Raw genomic sequence first — 18057 nt, forward strand, 5'->3', positions numbered from 1 at the left:
AGTAATTGAAAGTAAAAATATTATTTTTTTCATTTGTTGATTTGTTAATTGTCCCCGAACGGGGGACAAGCTGCAAAAGTGTGAACTATATGGGCAATATGAGAATTAGGAGGTTCATTTGCTCATTTGCTAATTTTCAAATTTGCTAATTTTTACGGTTCATCAATACCTGAGGGATTTAAACCTTTGCCACCGCCAGCGGTATAACCTCTACTTTCTCCTGTTTCCCAAGGAGATACCCAAAAAGCGTAGAGATCACCATTGGTAAGGTAGAATTTAAAACGTACGGGCTTGCCTTTGAGTGCTGTGAGGGTAGCGTTGTTTTTCCATTGTACGCGTGCTTTGGTACCATCACTTTTTTGCAATACTATACAATCCTTTTTAGTGAAACCTGCAATAGGAGTACCATTTTCATCTAACACTTCTACTAATAGTTTACCTTTCTTAACCGCTGCATTTACAAAGAGGTATTCACCATCAAAACTTACTTTTTCAGTAGTGGCAAAAGCCTCTTTCTTATCAGCTTTGAGCGACACAAAACCATCACGGCGCAAAGTAGCCAAGCCTGTAGAGGTATGGCTATCCCAGAACACCTCACTGAGTCTGCGACCGCTGGCATAGAAGTAAAGCGAATCACCTACAATGATAGGCACCCCATTTACTGACTGCATATTACCCCAGTTCCACGCTCCTTTAGTTTCATTCACATTCATAGAGGGTTGGTGGGTAGGGCGTGCAAAGTGAAAACCATCACGACTATAACCGAGAGAAATCACATTGCGCTTCTGTATCTTATCTTGCTCACACACTTTGTTTTCAGGTCCAGCCCACGCACTATAGAATCCAAGGATGATGCTCTCATAAGCTATCGCATCAAAATTATAGATACCAGGTTCTACTTCGGGATATTTTTCATGGCGCAACTCTTTATCGTCGGGAGTGAACCAAAAATGTACGTGCTTGTCGCGATCGTCTTTGCGTATACGGTGAGTTACCGATACCAGTTCTTCAGGGTCAGAGTGCTCTACATAAGCACGCGAGCGGCTTGAGACTGGGGTACCGTAGCGCATACTAATCACCCATTTTTTAGTAAAAGGATTATAAAAAGCTGATGAACGGTCGTATATATCACCTGACTGTGCTACCCCTTTGCTCCAATGCACACCATCGGGAGAATATTTGAGTACAAACTGCCAACGGCGGTCAGAAGGGCGGCGTTCTACATTAAAGAGTTTCCAACGTTTGGCAGGGTCTTTTTCATTGCGGTCGAGCCATACGGTAGCCGCATCACGGTTAGATGTTTCTACAATATTAGTATTGCTATAAACTCCCATTGCGGGCTTTATCCAATGCTTACCATCGGTTGATTCGGCATAACCGGTGTAGAAAGTTTGAGGGTCTTGCTTGTGGAGCGATCCAGCCCCAGTAAGGTACCACATTTTATATTTGCCATCACGCTCGTCATACCACACCCCATCGCTGAAAGGAGAGGCATAGACGGCTCCTTGGGTAGTTTTCTCCCATTCTCTATCAGGTTCCAATACAGGGTTGCCCGCATAGTAAGTAGGGGTATGATAAACCTTTTGCAAATGGTTCTCACTGAGCAAAAAGTCATCTACAAATAGTTGTCTGCCCGTATTGATAGGAATGACAGCAGGTTTGTGCTGCAAATAAGGTACGGGCATTTCTTTTCTCTCAGTAGGCTCTTCATAACGGGGAGGCCACTCAGCAGGTAGCTGAATGCCGTTATGAAGTACCTGACCGAAAGACTTTATACATAAAGTAATTGAAAGTAAAAATATTATTTTTTTCATTATATTAATTTGCTAATTACCAGCCGGGGTTATTACGTTGGATATAAGGGTTGCCTTCTACTTCGTCTACTGGTAGCGGTAGCCACTCGTTTTTGTGTTCTTGGAAACCGAGGTAAGCTGAATTGTTATACTGTTTGAAATTAGGATCACTTGCTTCTAATTCGCGGAAGCGTTGTACTACTTTGCCCCAGCGCAAGAGGTCAAAAAAGCGATGTCCTTCTTGAGTAAGTTCTAAGATGCGTTCGCGTTCAATCACGTTCATATCTACAGATGCTACGGCAGGCATCCCTACACGGGCACGTACTTGGTTTACAGCGTCTAACGCACTCAAAGAGCCTTGTGTTCCTCCATTTACAACCGCTTCAGCATACATTAGTAATACATCGGCATAGCGAATTTCTATTTGGTTTAAGCCATTAGCTCTACCGTTCCACATATAGAAGTTATTACCAGGGTTACGAGTACTAAGTGTCCAATCAATACCTTTACGGCAAGCCGCTTTATATTTATTAGCTTGAGCTTTAGCTACTCCAAAACCTTTTGCACCGTAGTATTCTCTAAAAGTTTTATTGTCGAAAATACGTACTTCATCACCTGTACGGGCATTAATTTCGGGTTTAGTATCATCAAAAATCAATGTGCCAAACATACGTGGGTCGGTATGCCCTGAAGCATCTTTAGAATTGACAAAGGTATTGTATACCCAATCGTGAATCACACTACTGCTGGCATTTTTATTGGTAGGAGGTAAATAGCCACGAGGGTCACGCCACACCCCACTGTTAGACAAACCAGGGTTGAAGCCCGTATTGGTTACATCACCCAAGAATTGGAGCTCGAAAATAGACTCATCGTTGTTTTCGGTAGCTACCTTAAAGTTGTCGTTATAATCGGCTACCAAGCGATATTTACCACTGAGGATAAGCTCGTTGAACTCGGCAGCTGCCTCGTTGTAATAGGTAGTAGTGCTGTTGCCATAATAACGTTCAATGCCTGAGCGGTATAAATAGGCTTTACCGAGCAGTGCGATAGCTGAACCTTTGGTAACGCGCCCTATTGATTCACCTGTCCAAAAACCTTTTTCAGGTAAGAGTTCTTTAGCACGTTTGAGGTCGGAGATAATAAAATCCCAAGCCTCTTCAGGAGTTGCCTGAGGTTTGTAGTCTTTGGCAGACTTTGGCAATTCTTTCATCAACGGGATATTGCGAAAGTTGAGAAATAAAAACCAGTGTGTATAAGCCCTTAAAAAATAAGCTTCACCCAAATAGGCATTTTTCAACTGTTGGTTCGTAAAGTTTACATTAGGAATTGCTTCTATCATTTGGCAGGCTTGAGAAGCTGCAGTATAGAAGAGCGCATAAGGTTGCACAATGGTATACCAAGAGCTGGATAGGTTAGCAGAATACTGACCAGGTTCTCCATAGTCGGAGCAGTCGCTACTCTCATCACCACGATTGATTTGCAAGCGTCCTGCAGTACCCATCGCACGAGGGGTAGTGATATAGGCATAGATTCCTATCACCCCTTTGTTGATATTTTGCGGGGTATTGTAAAATCCATTTACGTCTTGTTGGTTAGGGTTGCTCGCCAATTCGTCAAAGGTTTTTTCGCAAGCCGTTGTAGTAGCTAACAGCAAGCTCACAGCTATAATTTTGTATATATTCTTTTTCATTTTGCATTCAGTTTAAAAAGTGAGTTTTAATCCCATATTATACACGCGAGCATTGATAGCAGGAGCATTGGCTTCCAAGCCGTCAATACCTTTGTTGAACAAAGCATTGCTACTTACCTCAGGGTCGTAAAGAGAATAGTTAGTAAGCGTAAATAGGTTTTGAGCACTGCCGTAAATACGTAACGAGCGTAAGCCTCCTATCTTTTTGAGTAATGTTTCGGGGAAAGTATAGCCTATTTGCACGTTTTTAAGACGCAAATACGAGCCATCTTCTATATAGAATGTACTGGGTAAAGCATTACCCCCATTATAGTTATCAGTTTTGGCAATAGGTAACTTAGTATTGCGATTGGTAGGAGTCCAAGAATTTAAGGCATCTACAGGTGCATTACTATTATAGTTGAAGTACAAATCATACTTTTCGGCATTGAAAATTTCATTGCCTGCTACCCCTTGGAAGAAAGCGGTGAAATCCCAATTCTTATAATTTAAATTGAGGTTATAGCCAAAAGTGAAATCAGGAGTAGGGTTCCCGATTACTTGTTTATCGTCTTCTTTTAGCTGCTTAGCCAGCTTAGCAGTGCCGTCTTTGGCTTGATAAAGAAAATCGCCTTGGTCATTAATTCCTACTACTTTATAGCCCCAGAAAGTACCGATAGGTAAGCCTTCTTTAGTAATGGTAGGACGGTCGTTAAACTTAGCACTCATCAACTCTCCACGAATAGGTTGTACCCCTTCACCCAATGCCAACACTTTATTTTGCATATAAGTGAGATTGGTTTGGAAGTTAAGAGTGAAATCATCCGATTTCTTTCTGAATTCCAAAGAAAACTCCAATCCCTTGTTTTCCACAGAAGCTGTATTGTAGTTAGGTACAGCTCCTTTATTAATCGTAATTGTTTGTCCTGAAGAAGGTAATGACTCGAGTGGTGCTAACAAATTGTTGTTGCGCTTGATAAAGTATTCGGCTGTGAAGGAGAGCATATTGTTGAGTACGCCTACCTCGATAGCTGCATTGGAGGTAATAGAAGTTTCCCACGTAAGGTCTTGTTGTGCAAAGCGAGTAACATAACCATACTGACGGCTACTACCGAAAATAGCTGGTACAGGACCATAAGCCAAATTCAAGAAAGTATAAGGGTCAATAAAGTTAGCACCTAATTCACCATAACTGGCACGCAGTTTTAGTTTGCTAAGCAGTTCGGTATCAAACCAAGGTTCTGAATGAATATTCCAACCTACTGAAGCTGAAGGGAAATAGCCTATACGATGCCCTTTGGCAAATTTAGAGGACTCATCACGGCGCAAGCTAAAAGATAGCAAATACTTGTTGTTGTAGTCGTAATTCAACCTACCGAAGAAAGAAAGTAACGCACTGTTAAGTTGGTTAGACCCTACTACCCCTTCACCATTATACGTTTTTACGGTAGGGGCTCCTAAATCGTTCACCCCTGAACTGATAGAGTTTTTACGGTAAAACTCACGCATCCAGCTGGTACCTAATAGCACATCGAAATGGTGTTTCTTTTGAAAAGTACGGTTAAAAGTGAGCAGATTATCAATAGTATAATTAAAGTTTTCAGCTCTACCTTCCGATAATGAAGTACGTCCTGTTTGATTGAGTTTGGCATCAGGAGTACCATCAGGATTAAAGAAGGTATTATAAGCAGGAGTGTGTTTATAGGTATTGGTATTTACATAAGTACCTGCTACATTTAGCTTATATTGCAAACCTTTCATCAGTTTAAAAGCTCCTGATAAACTTCCTGTAGCACTAGTGTTTCGGGTGAAAGCATCTTGTTTATAAATAGCTGCTAAAGGATTGGAAATATTAGTATTGGTAATAGAATAACCTTTTGAAGCAGCTGTAGAAATATAACGTCCATTTTCATCAGTTACAGGAATAGTAGGCATTTCGAGCGTACGAACACTCGGAGGAGCTACTTTCTTAGTATTGGCAATGGATAGTTTCTCTGTCAAGGAAAATCTACCCTTTTTAAAAGTAGAGTTGATACGTGCATTGTACTTGTCATATTCCGATTTGATGATAATTCCCTCTTGTCTTACATAGCCCAAACTGGTGTTGAAAGTAGAGCTTTCACCTCCACCCGATACACTCGCATTGAAACTACTCATTGGCGCATTGCGGTAGTATAAATCCTGCCAATCGGTACTGCGATTAGGGTCGGTAGGGTTTACGTTTTGAGGAGCACGGTCGTAAGACGGACTATTGTCAGCCACTTGATTAGCAAAAGTACGCCATTGCTCAGCATTCATCATATCAAGCATTTTAGAAGGCGTTTGGTATGAATAAGAAGCATCTACCTCTACTATGGTTTTACCACTTTTACCATTTTTAGTAGTAACCAACACAACCCCATTGGCAGCACGTGAACCATAGATAGCCGCTGCTGAACCATCTTTAAGTATTTCTATGGATTCGATATCCGAAGGGTTGAGTGCATCAAGTCCATCGGCAATAGCCCCGTCGATTACATAAAGCGGTGCAGTAGCACCAAAAGAGCCTGCTCCACGTACAACAATATTCACCTCGGCACCTGCAATACCACCGCGTTGCAAGATTTCTACCCCAGGGGTACGCCCTTGAAGAGCTGAAGCCACATTGGCAGTTACCTGCTTTTGCACCTCTTTAGCAGAGACTGAAGACACCGCAGCCGTCATACTCGATTTCTTTTGAGTACCATAGCCTACAATTACCACCTCTTCAAGCTGTTGGTTTTCATCTTTCATCTGTACATTGATAAGCGAACGCCCATTAACAGCAATATTCTGGGTAACCATTCCTATATAGGAAATTTCTAAAGTAGCACCCCGAGGCACATTGTTGAGGGAATAGTTCCCGTCCATATCAGTACTCACCCCGTGGGTAGTACCTTTCACTACTACACTTGCCCCCATTAAGGGTTCTTTGTTAGCATCGGTTACTTTTCCTTTAACATCGAGCGTCTGCGCCCACAAAGGAGAAGTAGTTAGACAGAGCAACAAAAGTGTTACCCAATGTCTGATCAAAGTTACTTTACTTTGCATAGTTTTTAAATTTGAAAATTTGAAAATTTGGAAATCAGTAAATAAATCATTGACTAATTTACTAATTGATTAATTGGCTAATTTGCTAATTATTTTTATTGACGGTGCAAAGTAAAAACAAAAAAAAACAAAATTGCAAGTTTTTTATTAAATATTTTTATTAAAATTTATATTTTAGGAGAGTATTATCATATATAACACTTATAATCAAATAGATAAATTAAAAGTGTTTATTTTATTTAGTTATGTTATTTTTACGATTTTTGTTTTTTAACAGTTAAAAATGGCGTTTTTTAGTCTTCAAGAGGTAGTAAAACGAAAAGAAAAAGCGATATATAAGGAGTGGATTTATTTTTTATAGGAAATGTATTATAAAATATTTTTAATAAATGAGAAGGGTAGCCCCCGACTCACTTACTCGGCAATTGCCGTGCACATACCCAGCTGTGAGCACTCGCTGGCTTTCCCGAAGGGGGACAATCCGGAAAAGTGAGTATTTATGAGAAAGATTGTTCTAATGAGAAATATAGACTTAACCTCATTTGCTAATTTTCAAATTTGCTAATTTACTAATTTACTAATTTGCTCATTGGCAAATTAAACTCTCCCATATCGAGCATCGCATTGATGAAACCTATTTGTTCAAAGTTTTGAATATCAGTATAGTGTATAGAGGCTTCGGTAATTTTACCTTCGTTGAGGAGTCGCTGGCGGCAGGTACCATTGAGAAGAAAAGTGGAGGGTGTAAGCCATTGTTTGCCGTCGAAAAAGATAATGTTAGCATAGCTGCTATCGGTAACTTTGCCGTTTTTGAGAAAAATCACCTCATCGGCACCAGAAGTTTGTTTTAAAGTGTTGAGAAATTCTCGGTTTAAAAATTTGTAAGAATAATCGTATTCATCGGCGTTTACACATTTGATAGTGTTGATAGGTTTGATGTGATAAGGGTGTATTTCTACAATAGGGTTGTCCATGCTATACACAATACGAATTTTGTACTTTCCGTTTGCTGGTAAGGCAATTTTGGCAATACTATCCTGCAGCGAAAGTACCTTTTCATTTGGGAAGAAATGTGAAAAGGTACGGCAAACGCGCTCTTGGTGATATGCTAAATGATAGATATCACCATCGAGGAGTTTTATTGATTCTATAAACTGTTGGTTTTCCATTAAATAGGGATATATATTTTTTCAATAATTTCGTTGTATTCGTTTTGCGGTTGGCTTTGTGCGGTAATGCCTGCACCACTTTTGTAGTAATACTTATCGCCGATATGTTCGATAAAGCGTATAAGCACACAACTATCTACCGTATTACCATCGAAAACGCCTGCAATGCCTGTGTAATAACCGCGCTCATAATTTTCGGCTTCGGCGATGACCTCAATCGATTTTTCTTTAGGTGCACCTGCAATAGAACCCGCAGGGAGCAATGTCGCCAACAAATCACCTAAGTGTGCTTGCCAACCGTTGGTCAGTTCACCGACGATTTCAGAACTTGTTTGCAAAAGATCGCCCGTAGATTTTTTAATCACATCTACATATCTGAAGCGGGTGGTGTGTACATTGGTAGCTACTTTTTGCAAATCGTCGGACAATAGACGTACTACCTTGTGATGTTCATCGATTTCCTTTTCGTTGTTGAGCAGTGTCGCCTCGGCATCGGGGATTGTTGCGCTGATAGTCCCCTTCATAGGGTAGGTTTTTATCAGGTTATTTTCTATTTTTACGAATATTTCGGGCGAAAAGCACACCCACTCATCTTTGTACAGCAATTTGTACTTAGCAGAGGCGTTGTGATATACCTCTTTGAGAGAAACGGCTGAGATTTCGGTAGCAAAAGTGAGATTTACAAGCTCGGTATCGCCGTTTTTAAGGTGAGAATGTACCTTATCAAAGGCTTTTTGAAAATCGGGATAAGGGATGGGATATTTTTCTATAGGAATAGGCGTTGCATTAGTTTTTTTCTCTTCAGCAAAAGAGAAAGCAATATCATTAGGAAGCTGGGAGAGAGGGAATACCCTTCCGTTTTCGCCTTTATAGTCAATGATAAATAGACAGGGAGTGCGGTGCAATCCGCAGCTGTTGAGATGATTTTTCCAGTGGGTAGTGTTCATTAGTTTTTTACTTTTTGATTTCAATTATCAAGGCGCAAAAGTAGTAAAAAATATAGTACAAAAAAACTTTGCCAAAAACCATAGCGCGAGGCATTGAGGTATTTGACAAAGTTTTAAGAACCAAACCTATTTTTGTTTAAAAGAACTGAACTCTATAGATATCGATATATCTATCGTTATGTTTTTTGAAATTGGTAAATTTAATTTTCTTTACCTTGATAGGTTTTTTGAACTTCAAGTATATTTTTTGCTTGTAGCTACTACGTGTGTAAGAGCCTTGAGGGTAATAGGTAGTACCATCGGGAGAGGCTGAAATATCTACCCCTTCAAGAGTTTTTGTGTCACTCCAAGGCTGAGAAATCACTATGCCGTTCACTTCAGTTTCATCAGTAAAATTGGTAATGAGATAAATGCTATTATCTTCACCATCTACCCACCAATTGCTATAGCTATTTTTGAGTTTGCTCAAATGGTTTTCAGCGTAATTAGACTCAAATTCATATTCTTCATCATCAATAATTGAGGACGAAGCACTGTCAGCTTCTTCTAAATTATTACCATCTTTAGGGAAGCTATCTTCTACAAAAGAGATTTTGATGCGATAAGCGCCATCGTCGGTAGCGGTTTCAACAGCAAGGTCTTGAGGTGTTTTACTCGCTATTTTCATACGAAAGCGGAGGGTGTACTCTTTGGTGATATCGATTTCTTTAAGTGCCTCGGGTTTGAGGGTTACCTTAAATTGTTCACTGGCGTTAGCTGATGAGATTTCAGCTTTTTCAACAGTGTAAGCTCCATCGGGCAGACTTCTTTCATACCCCACTTGTTCTTTTTCAATTTTTAGGGTTACCGATTCGCCTGTAGCTAATACACGTTGTAAGTACTTAGGCGCAAAGCTGAAAGAGGTGTCCTCAATGAGTTTGGTATTGGGGTCTCTAAATACTTTTTCACTTATTTCACTGGGTGAGAAAGATACGATAGTTTTAGAGAGGTCTACCGGAGGGTTAGAAACTACGGGAGGTGTAGGCGTAGGTTCTTTAAGGATGTCTAACTCCTTAGAGTCGCGAGTACAAGCTACAGATAAAGCAGCAGCAGTAAGTACTCCTAATAGATATATTTTTTTCATTGTTTTTACTTTTTTAGAATTCAACTTCGGTGTTATAATCTACAGTAGGGAGTTTTACTTCTCCATTGATAGTGTGTATATACCATTTTTCAGGTAATTTTTTATTAGGATTGGTAGAAGCATTTTTCACTACTTTTTGTCCGTTTTCCTCAACATAAGGGTCTTCGTTATACGGTATGTACAATTCCAAGCCATCGGAATCGGGTTTTACAAAATTTTGGGTAGCAGCTACTTGTCCTTGAGTAAGCGCTTTGCTCCAAAGGCGCATTTCGCGTACATAAGCATCGAGGTTACCATTACCAAAGCATAGTATTGGGAAATCGTTGATTTTAGCAGGGGCAGCTGAATCGAACATCAATTCGCCATTCACGTACATTTTCAAATAGGCGCGACCTTCTAATTCTTCATAAGTTACTGCCACGTGGTACCATTTATCGGCAGAAGGATGCCCTGTTACTTCTTGGAATTTGAAGTTTTTACCTTTATCGGTATTGAAGCCTAATTTGAGACCGCCATTCATAAACAAGAATGAACCTCCATAGAGCACGTTGTAAAGGGCAGAATCGGAAGAGGCACGACCGTTAGGGTACATCAAACCAGCATTGCGAGACGCGTTGATAGGTGCTATAGAGTACTGCATTGTCCAAGCAGTGAGTTTCACATCGTTAGCATAAGTTTTACCACTCTCTTGTTTTCCTGTATTTTGTCCATAGATAGCGTGGAAAGCTTTATTTCTGAGGTGAGCTACTTTAGTTTTAAAGGAACGGGAGAGCAAGAACAAGGCATTTTTGCGGTTGTTTTGCACGATTACAGTACCATTCATCGGGGTGAGTTTCAAGGCAACGGCATAGTTATTCGCTCCAGAGAGTTTTTGACCATTGGCATCGACTAAAGCACCGATATTGAACTGGAGTTTTCCAGCAGATACTTGTTGTCCTTTAGGCACACGTACTACGAGTGTGGTGGCGGTTTTGGTAACCCCTTGGTCGGTATAGCTCATTGCTAAGGTGTTAGCAGGCACCAAGTCGTAATCCACTTTATTTGCTTGATTATAAGCGGTTATAGCACTCTTATCCAAGCTCACTTGATAGTAAGTATCTTCAGCGATGGGGTTAGCCAAGCGCACTTTCACTTCGGTAGGGGCACTGGAGCCACTATCGTCTTTCACTTTGATAGTAGTCACCGCAGCGTTATCAAAAAGTACTACCTTTTGAGGGGTGATACCATCGGTATTAGGCAGTTTTTCACAAGCACTCCAAACAAGGGCAGCGAGTGAGAGTATACAAATCTTTTTCATAGGTCAATTATTTAGGTTTACGAATTGTCAATTCTTCTTTAAAATTCTTGTATTCATCGGTACTACGAGGGTCGATAATACGAGTTGCTTCACGCATCCAAGCGTAGTGTTTGTACTTTCTACCTTCTATTTTTTTCTCTTGCAAATAGCTTTTAAAAGCGACATCTTCAGCTGAAGTAGAGAAGTCTATTTCACCGTGATAAGAGCCTACTCCGCCTACTTCTTTTCGTTTAGCGGCTTCAGCTTTTACTATAATAGATTTGAACTGACCTTTTTCAAACTCGGAAGTAGAAACATTTTTATATTTATTAGAGATAAAAAGGAGAGGTCCTACACGATTAGGTCCATAGTCTTGCATAATGTATTTGCTGATATAACTATCGTTTAAACCAAAATCGAGTTGGCTTTCACCATCATACAAGAGGTAATATTTTTTCTCTACATAATTGCCTTTCTCAAAGAAAGGTTTATAGGCACGGATGTACTCTTTTTCTTTTTCGTGGTAGCCTGAATGGTTTTCATCAAAAAGGTCGCGGAGGTACTGTTTGCGTTGGTCGCCTGAATATTTATCACCAAAGTATTTACCAATTTCGGCGATAAAGGTATTCATATTTTTGTTATAACCATTTACAGAAGTACCAGAAGCAAACTCGTTGTAGCCGTGACCGTGGTTACCGATGTTAGGTTCCCAGTCGATATCAAAACCATCAAAACCGCAAGCGATGATGTAGCGCGCTAAGTCGCGAGCGTAGATTTGGCAGCGGAATGTTTCATTCTCAGATGTTTTTTGTTCGCCATATTTTTGGCGGAAGAGTGCAAAGCCATTTTCTTTGCCTTCACTTGGCAGCCCAAGACCTACATTCGATACTTGCCAGCAGAGGAACACTTTACTTCCTTTTTTGTGGAAAATTTCTAAGTCGTATTTTTCGTTTTCGGTCATATCGGCAGGTTGTTTACCATAGCCCCCCCAAAGAGAGATAGCGGTGGTAGTATCGGGGATGGATTGCAACCAAGAGCGGTCGAGCCCATCGACGGCGCGCCAGCCTGTCCACCACATATAGATAAACGGTTTTTCACCTTGGTTAGCCCACGCTTTTTGTTTGTACTCGGTGAGCATTTGGTAATAAGCATCCCATTTTTTTTGGGCTTCAGCTTCGGCTTTAGCTTTAGCTTCAGCCTCGCGTTGTTGTTCTTGTTTAGCACGCTCGGTGAGCTGCTGTTTATAGTCTTTTTCTACGTCTAAAGGTTCTGTTTTCACGCAGTTTGCCATTAACAGACTTAGAGCGCATAGACTAAGATATTTAACTGTTCTGTTTTTCATAGTTTTTAATTTTTATCGTGTATTAGGGTTTACATCCCACCAGAGGTGAGTATTACAATCGTCTACAGCGCCAGGACCTAAAAGTTGTACACCACGGAGTACATTTTCACGGTTTTCACCTGTGTATTCCGATTGAGGATAGATAGCACGGCGGACACCTTTGGTACGACCATCGGTAGATTTGATAGTGTTACCGTGGATAGCATCGGCATTATAGGCTACAGGGTTGATTTGGCGAGGGTAACCTGTACGACGCCATTCAGTCCAAGCCTCGTGACCATCGGGGAAAATAGCTAAATACTTTTGAGTAATGATTTTCTCTAATTTATCCTCGTTCGTAGCTGCAGCGGCATAAGATACGGTTATTTCAGAAGGTGCACCTTGATTGTTGGCTGCATTGAGAGGATCAACATAAGGAGCAGGTTTATTGGTGTTGTTGCTTGCATAAGAATTAGCACTCACCCCATTTTCTCTAAAACTCATTGCAATACCTTCCTCATAAAGAGTTTGGTCGGTTTTAGCATCGGTAGTAAGACCAAAGAGTTTGGCTTCAGCTCTTAAGAAATAGACTTCAGAAGTTTTCATCACATAAGTAGGAGAATCCTCTTTGATATTAGGGTAGCCAAAGCCTAAATAGTTTTTATCACCTGCAAAACCTGAGCGTATACCTTGTAATTCTGTTTGATTGGTATAACCATCGGGGCGTTCGGTAGGGTTGAGCTTGAAGTAAGCGTTCATACGAGGGTCTTGATAGCCTTTGAGGTATGACCAGATAGTTGCTCCCATACGGGTATCTTGGTAGTTATTAGCAATCATTTCTAAGCTGTTGAGGATGATGAGGCGCTCGTTAGTTTGGAGTTTAGCCATATCGCTCATATCTTCCATCACACCGCCATTGAGAGCTTTTTGAGCTTCTTCTTTAGCTTTGGCAAATGCTACATAGCGGATGCGCACTGCCATACGCAAGCGAATAGAGTTTGCAAATTTAATCCATTTGTTCAAATCACCCGCATAGAAAAAGTCGTTTTTACGGATGCTTTCAGGAAGGCTGTAATTGCTTTTGTACTCGTTGAGATAAGTTACCGCTTCATCCAATTCTTTGAAGAGCTGGGTATAAATATCTTCTACAGAATCGTAAGGTACTTTGGTAAGCCCTTTACCTTGGTTAGAATATGGTAGAGGTCCAAACATATCGGTAGCGCGCAATACCCCTAAAGCTTTGCAAATCATTACCATTTGGTAGATTGCTTTGTAAGTAATATCGTTAGGGTCGGCGAGAATGGTATTAGTTCTCACGTCACGCCAAGAGGAAATAATAGTGCTGAACATACCTGAATAGTTATTGTTCATCCACCATTCAGCCATATAGCCTGTAATCATTTTTTTTTGGTTATTCCACTTATTAATAGGAGGGTTCATATAGCCTACATAACTATCGCCCATCATATTGATAGAGGTTTGGTAGAGGTTGGTACCATTCACCGCACGGGTAGGGATGATTTGGTTTTGAATCGTTCCCAAATACCCTGCTATGTTAATCCCATCGCGTTCTGCTATTTTTTTAGTAGGATTGGTAGGATTGGTATTGATGTCCTGAAAATCCTTAGTACAAGCGAAGGTAAGGAAGGACAACATACTGATATATAGTAATTTTTTCATTGGTTTACATTTTTAAAATAAACGTTTTTATTATAAAGAGGCTTTGATAGCGATACCTAAACTGCGGAGAGAAGGCATTCTAAAAAAGTCGGCACCAGTGCCATAGCTTTTAGTATTGGCAGTTGATTCGGGGTCGAAAGGCGCTTTGAGGTACAACATAGCTAAGTTATAACCAGTAACCGACATACTGAGTGATTTGAGCCATTTCATACGATTCATTTCGGCTAAAGGCAAACGATAGGTAAGTGATAACTCTTGTATGCGCACATTAGTAGCATCATAGCTATAGTAAGCAGGCAAACTTACCCCACCATTGGCAATGGTTTCGTAGTATTTGCGAGCGTCGTACAACACACCGTCAATCATTACACCTCCACGGTCACGCGCATCGGCAGTAGCTTTAGAAACACCGTACTGGTCAAGCCACGCTTGGGTGCGTGATTGCACGATACCACCAAAACGACCATATATCATTACATCGAGTGATAGATTTTTATAGAAAGTGAAACTGTTGCGCCATCCCATAGTGAAATCGGGGGCGGTATTACCGATAAGGTATTCGCGAGTGTTATCGATTTCGTAAGTGCCTTTGCCAGAATCTACTAATTTGCCATCGGCACCGCGTTTAAGGAGTTTATCGGTAATCACATCGGTCATAGAACCACCTTCGCGAATGCTGCCCACTTTGGTAATATCAAAATAAGTACCATTGATAGGGTTGCGGTAATGATGAGCTAATTCCTTTACGAGGTTGATGTTGCGTGTATAGGTTACATTGCTGCTCCAAGCAAAGTTGCCAAAAGTTTTGTTGAAACCTAATCCTGCTTCAATCCCTTTGTTTTCTATATTACCTGCTTGTAACCACAAACGTTTGTAACCACTGGATTCAGGTAAATCATAAGAAAGCAATTGGTTGTAAGTATTCGATTTATAAACTGTAACATCAAGGTTTAAAGCGTTTTTAAACAATTTGGCATTCAAGCCCGCTTCGTAAGATTTAGTGCGTTCAGCGGTAAAATCGGGGAAAGGATAATCGGGGTCAGAACTGATACCAGTACCACTAAAACCGAAGGTACGTGTACCAGGGGTAAAGCCTTCACGAGAGATAGGTGAGCCCACCTCGGTATATGAAGCACGCACTTTGAGGTAAGGTAACCATTCAGGCATTTTCACAAATTCGGAAACAACCCCTGAAAGCCCTACCGATGGATAGAAAATCGCTTCATCGTTCGTATTTACAAGTTGAGACGCCCAGTCGGTACGCCCAGTAAGGGTAAGGAACAATCGGCTTTTCCAGCCTAATTCGGCACTACCAAATACAGCTATATTGCGGGTATGGCTATGTGTTTGCACTTTACCTCCACGAGGGTCGAGGTTGCTCACAGCAAAGAAATTGGAGATATTGTGCAAATTACCTCTAAAACCAGCTTCTTTATGCAAGTTATCGTCGTAAGAAGCTCCGAGGTTGGCAGAGATATTAAACATTTTGCGTTCATTACCATCGGCATCTTGATATTTACCAAAATCTTTGTTGATATTAGCCATTATATCGGCATAGGTTTGATTGATTGTTTTGAGCGTATAACGCCATTCGCCATAGTAACCTACCCCTGTACTTTGGTCGGATGTAGCATAAGCACGCATTTCGCCCTCTCCTTGAGTGTTATCAATACGCACACGACCACTGATATTGAGCCAGCTAAGAGCATCATAGGTAAGAGAAGCAGAGTACATATTGCGTTTTCTCTTTTCTAAGAATTGCTGGCGATAGATATTCCAATAAGGATTTTCTTTTATGACCCCATTGGCAACATTACCTACATAAGGATAGTATTGTTCGTTGATTTTGCGTGAAGGATTCCAGCGTTCCCAAGCTTTGAGTTCTTCAAAATTATCACCGCGAGGGAAGAGGTACAAAGAAGTGAGCGGGTTGAATACCCCTCCTTGAGAGTACATATTTTGGTTACCTTGCAAGATATAACTCGCTGAAATATCTAAATGTAGTTTGTTGTTTAGGAAATGAGTAGTATTACGCCCCATAAAGTTGTGGCGGTAGTAACCATTGGTAGGGATAATCCCTTTAGAATCGGTAGAAGCAAAAGATACATAGGTTTGGTTTTGGGCAGAACCTATAGAAAAATCTACCGCGTTGTTGTGTACTACCCCTGTATGGAAGAATTTGAGAGGGTCGTAAGTAGAAGGAGTTGCGAGTTTAGCGCCCCAGCTGGTTTCACCACTACTGCCATAAGTATTTTGAAATTCGGGAGTAATAAAAGGAGTAAGCACTTCCACTTTAGAGTTGAAGTTTACGGAAACTTTACCTTCTTTACCTTTTTTAGTGTTGATAATCACCACTCCATTGGCAGCTGCTGCACCATATAAGGCAGCCGCTGAAGGGCCTGTTAAGATATTGATACTCTCGATATCTTCGGGGTTGAAGTCTGAGATACTTTCACCACCTCCAGGAGTACCGAAATCGCCGCCATCGGAAGCAGAAGAAGCATTGTTGAGCGGAATACCATCTACCACATAAAGGGCATTGTTGCTACCTGTGATAGATTTAGCACCACGCATAATCACCTTGGTAGCCCCTCCGACCCCAGAAGCACTGCGCTGAATGTTCACCCCTGCAACTTTACCATTGAGGTTGTTCACGAAGTTTGCGTCCTTCACTTTGGTAAGCTCTTCAGCTTTCACTTGTTGCACGTTGTAGCTCAAGGCTTTTTGTTCGCGCTTGATACCCAAAGCCGTTACTACAACTTCGGTGAGCTGTTGCGTTTCATCTTTTAACAGTACATTGATAACAAGGTTGTTACCATTGCCTACTACTTTTTTAGTTTGGGTAACATAACCTATAGAACTAAATTCAATTGTTTCATTAGCTTTAGCGCGAAGCGTATACTTCCCGTCAAAATCTGTTGAAACACCACGCGTAGTACCTTTAATAACTACGTTCACCCCTGGTAAAGGAGTTTTACTTTCATCAGTAACGACACCCGTTACAGTTTTCTCCTGTGCCCATAGCAAGCTGCCACAACACACAAAGATAAATAACATTAATATTTTTACCTTCATATATAATATAATTAAAATTATTATTACGAGGCAAAGTTAAGAATATTTTAACAATTGACAAGGGTTTTAACTTATTTTTTTATTACGAATTAGATATTTTATCTTTTGTTTGACAATATGTAGTTGAAAATCAGCATAAAAACATAATTATTTAGAAAGATAATTTTTTTTGTAATCTTTGGCGATATAAAATAAAATATTTATGCAATCATTGGCTATGTTAATAAAATATTTTTATGAATGAGGTTTTGTAGTTAAATTTGAGAAGGTGTATAAAAAGTTTTTTGAGAAGGGGAGGGGAGAGGTGAGATTTTTTGAAGAGAAAGTTTGTGTAGCAGTTTCATAAAATAGGAAATAAATACATATATTTAAACTTTAATAAAGAAAAGAGAAGCAATAAAAAAGAGACTATTCAAAATGTTGAATAGTCTCTTTTTATATATAAATCCTTATCCCCAAAGTGCCTACGACTGGATTCGAACCAGCACGCCCTAACGAGCACCACCCCCTCAAGATGGCGAGTCTACCAATTTCTCCACGTAGGCTAACGTGTTTGTGACCTGGCTGGGGCTCGAACCCAGGACCCCAACATTAAAAGTGTTGTGCTCTACCAACTGAGCTACCAAGTCCCTTAAAAAAATAAAAAAACAAATTGTATAACCCTTGTGACCTGGCTGGGGCTCGAACCCAGGACCCCAACATTAAAAGTGTTGTGCTCTACCAACTGAGCTACCAAGTCCTATAAAAAATAACAATAATTGTATAACCCTGTGACCCGGCAGGGGATCGAACCCTGGACCCCAACATTAAGAGTGTCGTGCTCTACCAGCTGAGCTACCGAGTCATTATGACAATCAGTATTTTCTTGTTTGCGGGTGCAAAGATATAACATTTTTATTACGTAGCAAGAAAAAAAGTATTATTTTTGCATT

General features: G+C 40.4%; 10 protein-coding genes and 4 tRNA genes. All 14 read right to left on the reverse strand.

Features of this window, described 5'->3' with window-relative positions; genetic code table 11:
* Positions 1 to 152: 152 nt before the first annotated feature.
* Entirely contained in the window at positions 153 to 1814 is a 1662-nt protein-coding gene (locus HMPREF9073_RS01970) for a hypothetical protein (RefSeq protein WP_009412300.1), read from the reverse strand.
* Positions 1815 to 1830: 16 nt separating this feature from the next.
* Entirely contained in the window at positions 1831 to 3486 is a 1656-nt protein-coding gene (locus HMPREF9073_RS01975; protein WP_009412301.1) for a RagB/SusD family nutrient uptake outer membrane protein, read from the reverse strand.
* Positions 3487 to 3498: 12 nt separating this feature from the next.
* Entirely contained in the window at positions 3499 to 6534 is a 3036-nt protein-coding gene (locus HMPREF9073_RS01980) for a TonB-dependent receptor (RefSeq protein ID WP_009412302.1), read from the reverse strand.
* A gap of 569 nt (positions 6535 to 7103) precedes the next feature.
* Positions 7104 to 7703, reverse strand: a complete 600-nt coding sequence (locus HMPREF9073_RS01985) for an aminotransferase class IV (protein ID WP_009412303.1) — start codon at positions 7701 to 7703, stop codon at positions 7104 to 7106.
* Complete coding sequence (locus HMPREF9073_RS01990; protein ID WP_009412304.1) at positions 7703 to 8650, reverse strand: aminodeoxychorismate synthase component I; 948 nt, start codon at positions 8648 to 8650, stop codon at positions 7703 to 7705. Before HMPREF9073_RS01990 ends, HMPREF9073_RS01985 begins: the two co-directional genes overlap by 1 nt.
* Positions 8651 to 8786: 136 nt before the next feature.
* Entirely contained in the window at positions 8787 to 9773 is a 987-nt protein-coding gene (locus HMPREF9073_RS01995; RefSeq protein ID WP_034555151.1) for a hypothetical protein, read from the reverse strand.
* Between the two features lie 13 nt (positions 9774 to 9786).
* The gene (locus HMPREF9073_RS02000) at positions 9787 to 11070 is read right to left on the reverse strand and encodes a DUF1735 and LamG domain-containing protein (RefSeq protein ID WP_009412306.1); all 1284 of its coding nucleotides are present in this window, start codon (positions 11068 to 11070) and stop codon (positions 9787 to 9789) included.
* Between the two features lie 7 nt (positions 11071 to 11077).
* The gene (locus HMPREF9073_RS02005) at positions 11078 to 12391 is read right to left on the reverse strand and encodes a hypothetical protein (RefSeq protein ID WP_009412307.1); all 1314 of its coding nucleotides are present in this window, start codon (positions 12389 to 12391) and stop codon (positions 11078 to 11080) included.
* Positions 12392 to 12403: 12 nt separating this feature from the next.
* A complete protein-coding gene (locus HMPREF9073_RS02010; protein WP_009412308.1) occupies positions 12404 to 14050 on the reverse strand; it encodes a SusD/RagB family nutrient-binding outer membrane lipoprotein in 1647 nt (548 codons plus the stop codon).
* Positions 14051 to 14080: 30 nt separating this feature from the next.
* Complete coding sequence (locus HMPREF9073_RS02015) at positions 14081 to 17125, reverse strand: SusC/RagA family TonB-linked outer membrane protein (RefSeq protein WP_009412309.1); 3045 nt, start codon at positions 17123 to 17125, stop codon at positions 14081 to 14083.
* Positions 17126 to 17586: 461 nt separating this feature from the next.
* Positions 17587 to 17670, reverse strand: a tRNA-Leu gene (locus HMPREF9073_RS02020).
* 11 nt (positions 17671 to 17681) lie between these two features.
* Positions 17682 to 17754, reverse strand: a tRNA-Lys gene (locus HMPREF9073_RS02025).
* 37 nt (positions 17755 to 17791) lie between these two features.
* A tRNA-Lys gene (locus HMPREF9073_RS02030) sits at positions 17792 to 17864 on the reverse strand.
* A 32-nt stretch (positions 17865 to 17896) separates the two neighbouring features.
* Positions 17897 to 17969, reverse strand: a tRNA-Lys gene (locus HMPREF9073_RS02035).
* Positions 17970 to 18057 lie beyond the last annotated feature (88 nt).

The organism is Capnocytophaga sp. oral taxon 326 str. F0382 (assembly GCF_000318295.1).
Classification (GTDB): domain Bacteria; phylum Bacteroidota; class Bacteroidia; order Flavobacteriales; family Flavobacteriaceae; genus Capnocytophaga; species Capnocytophaga periodontitidis.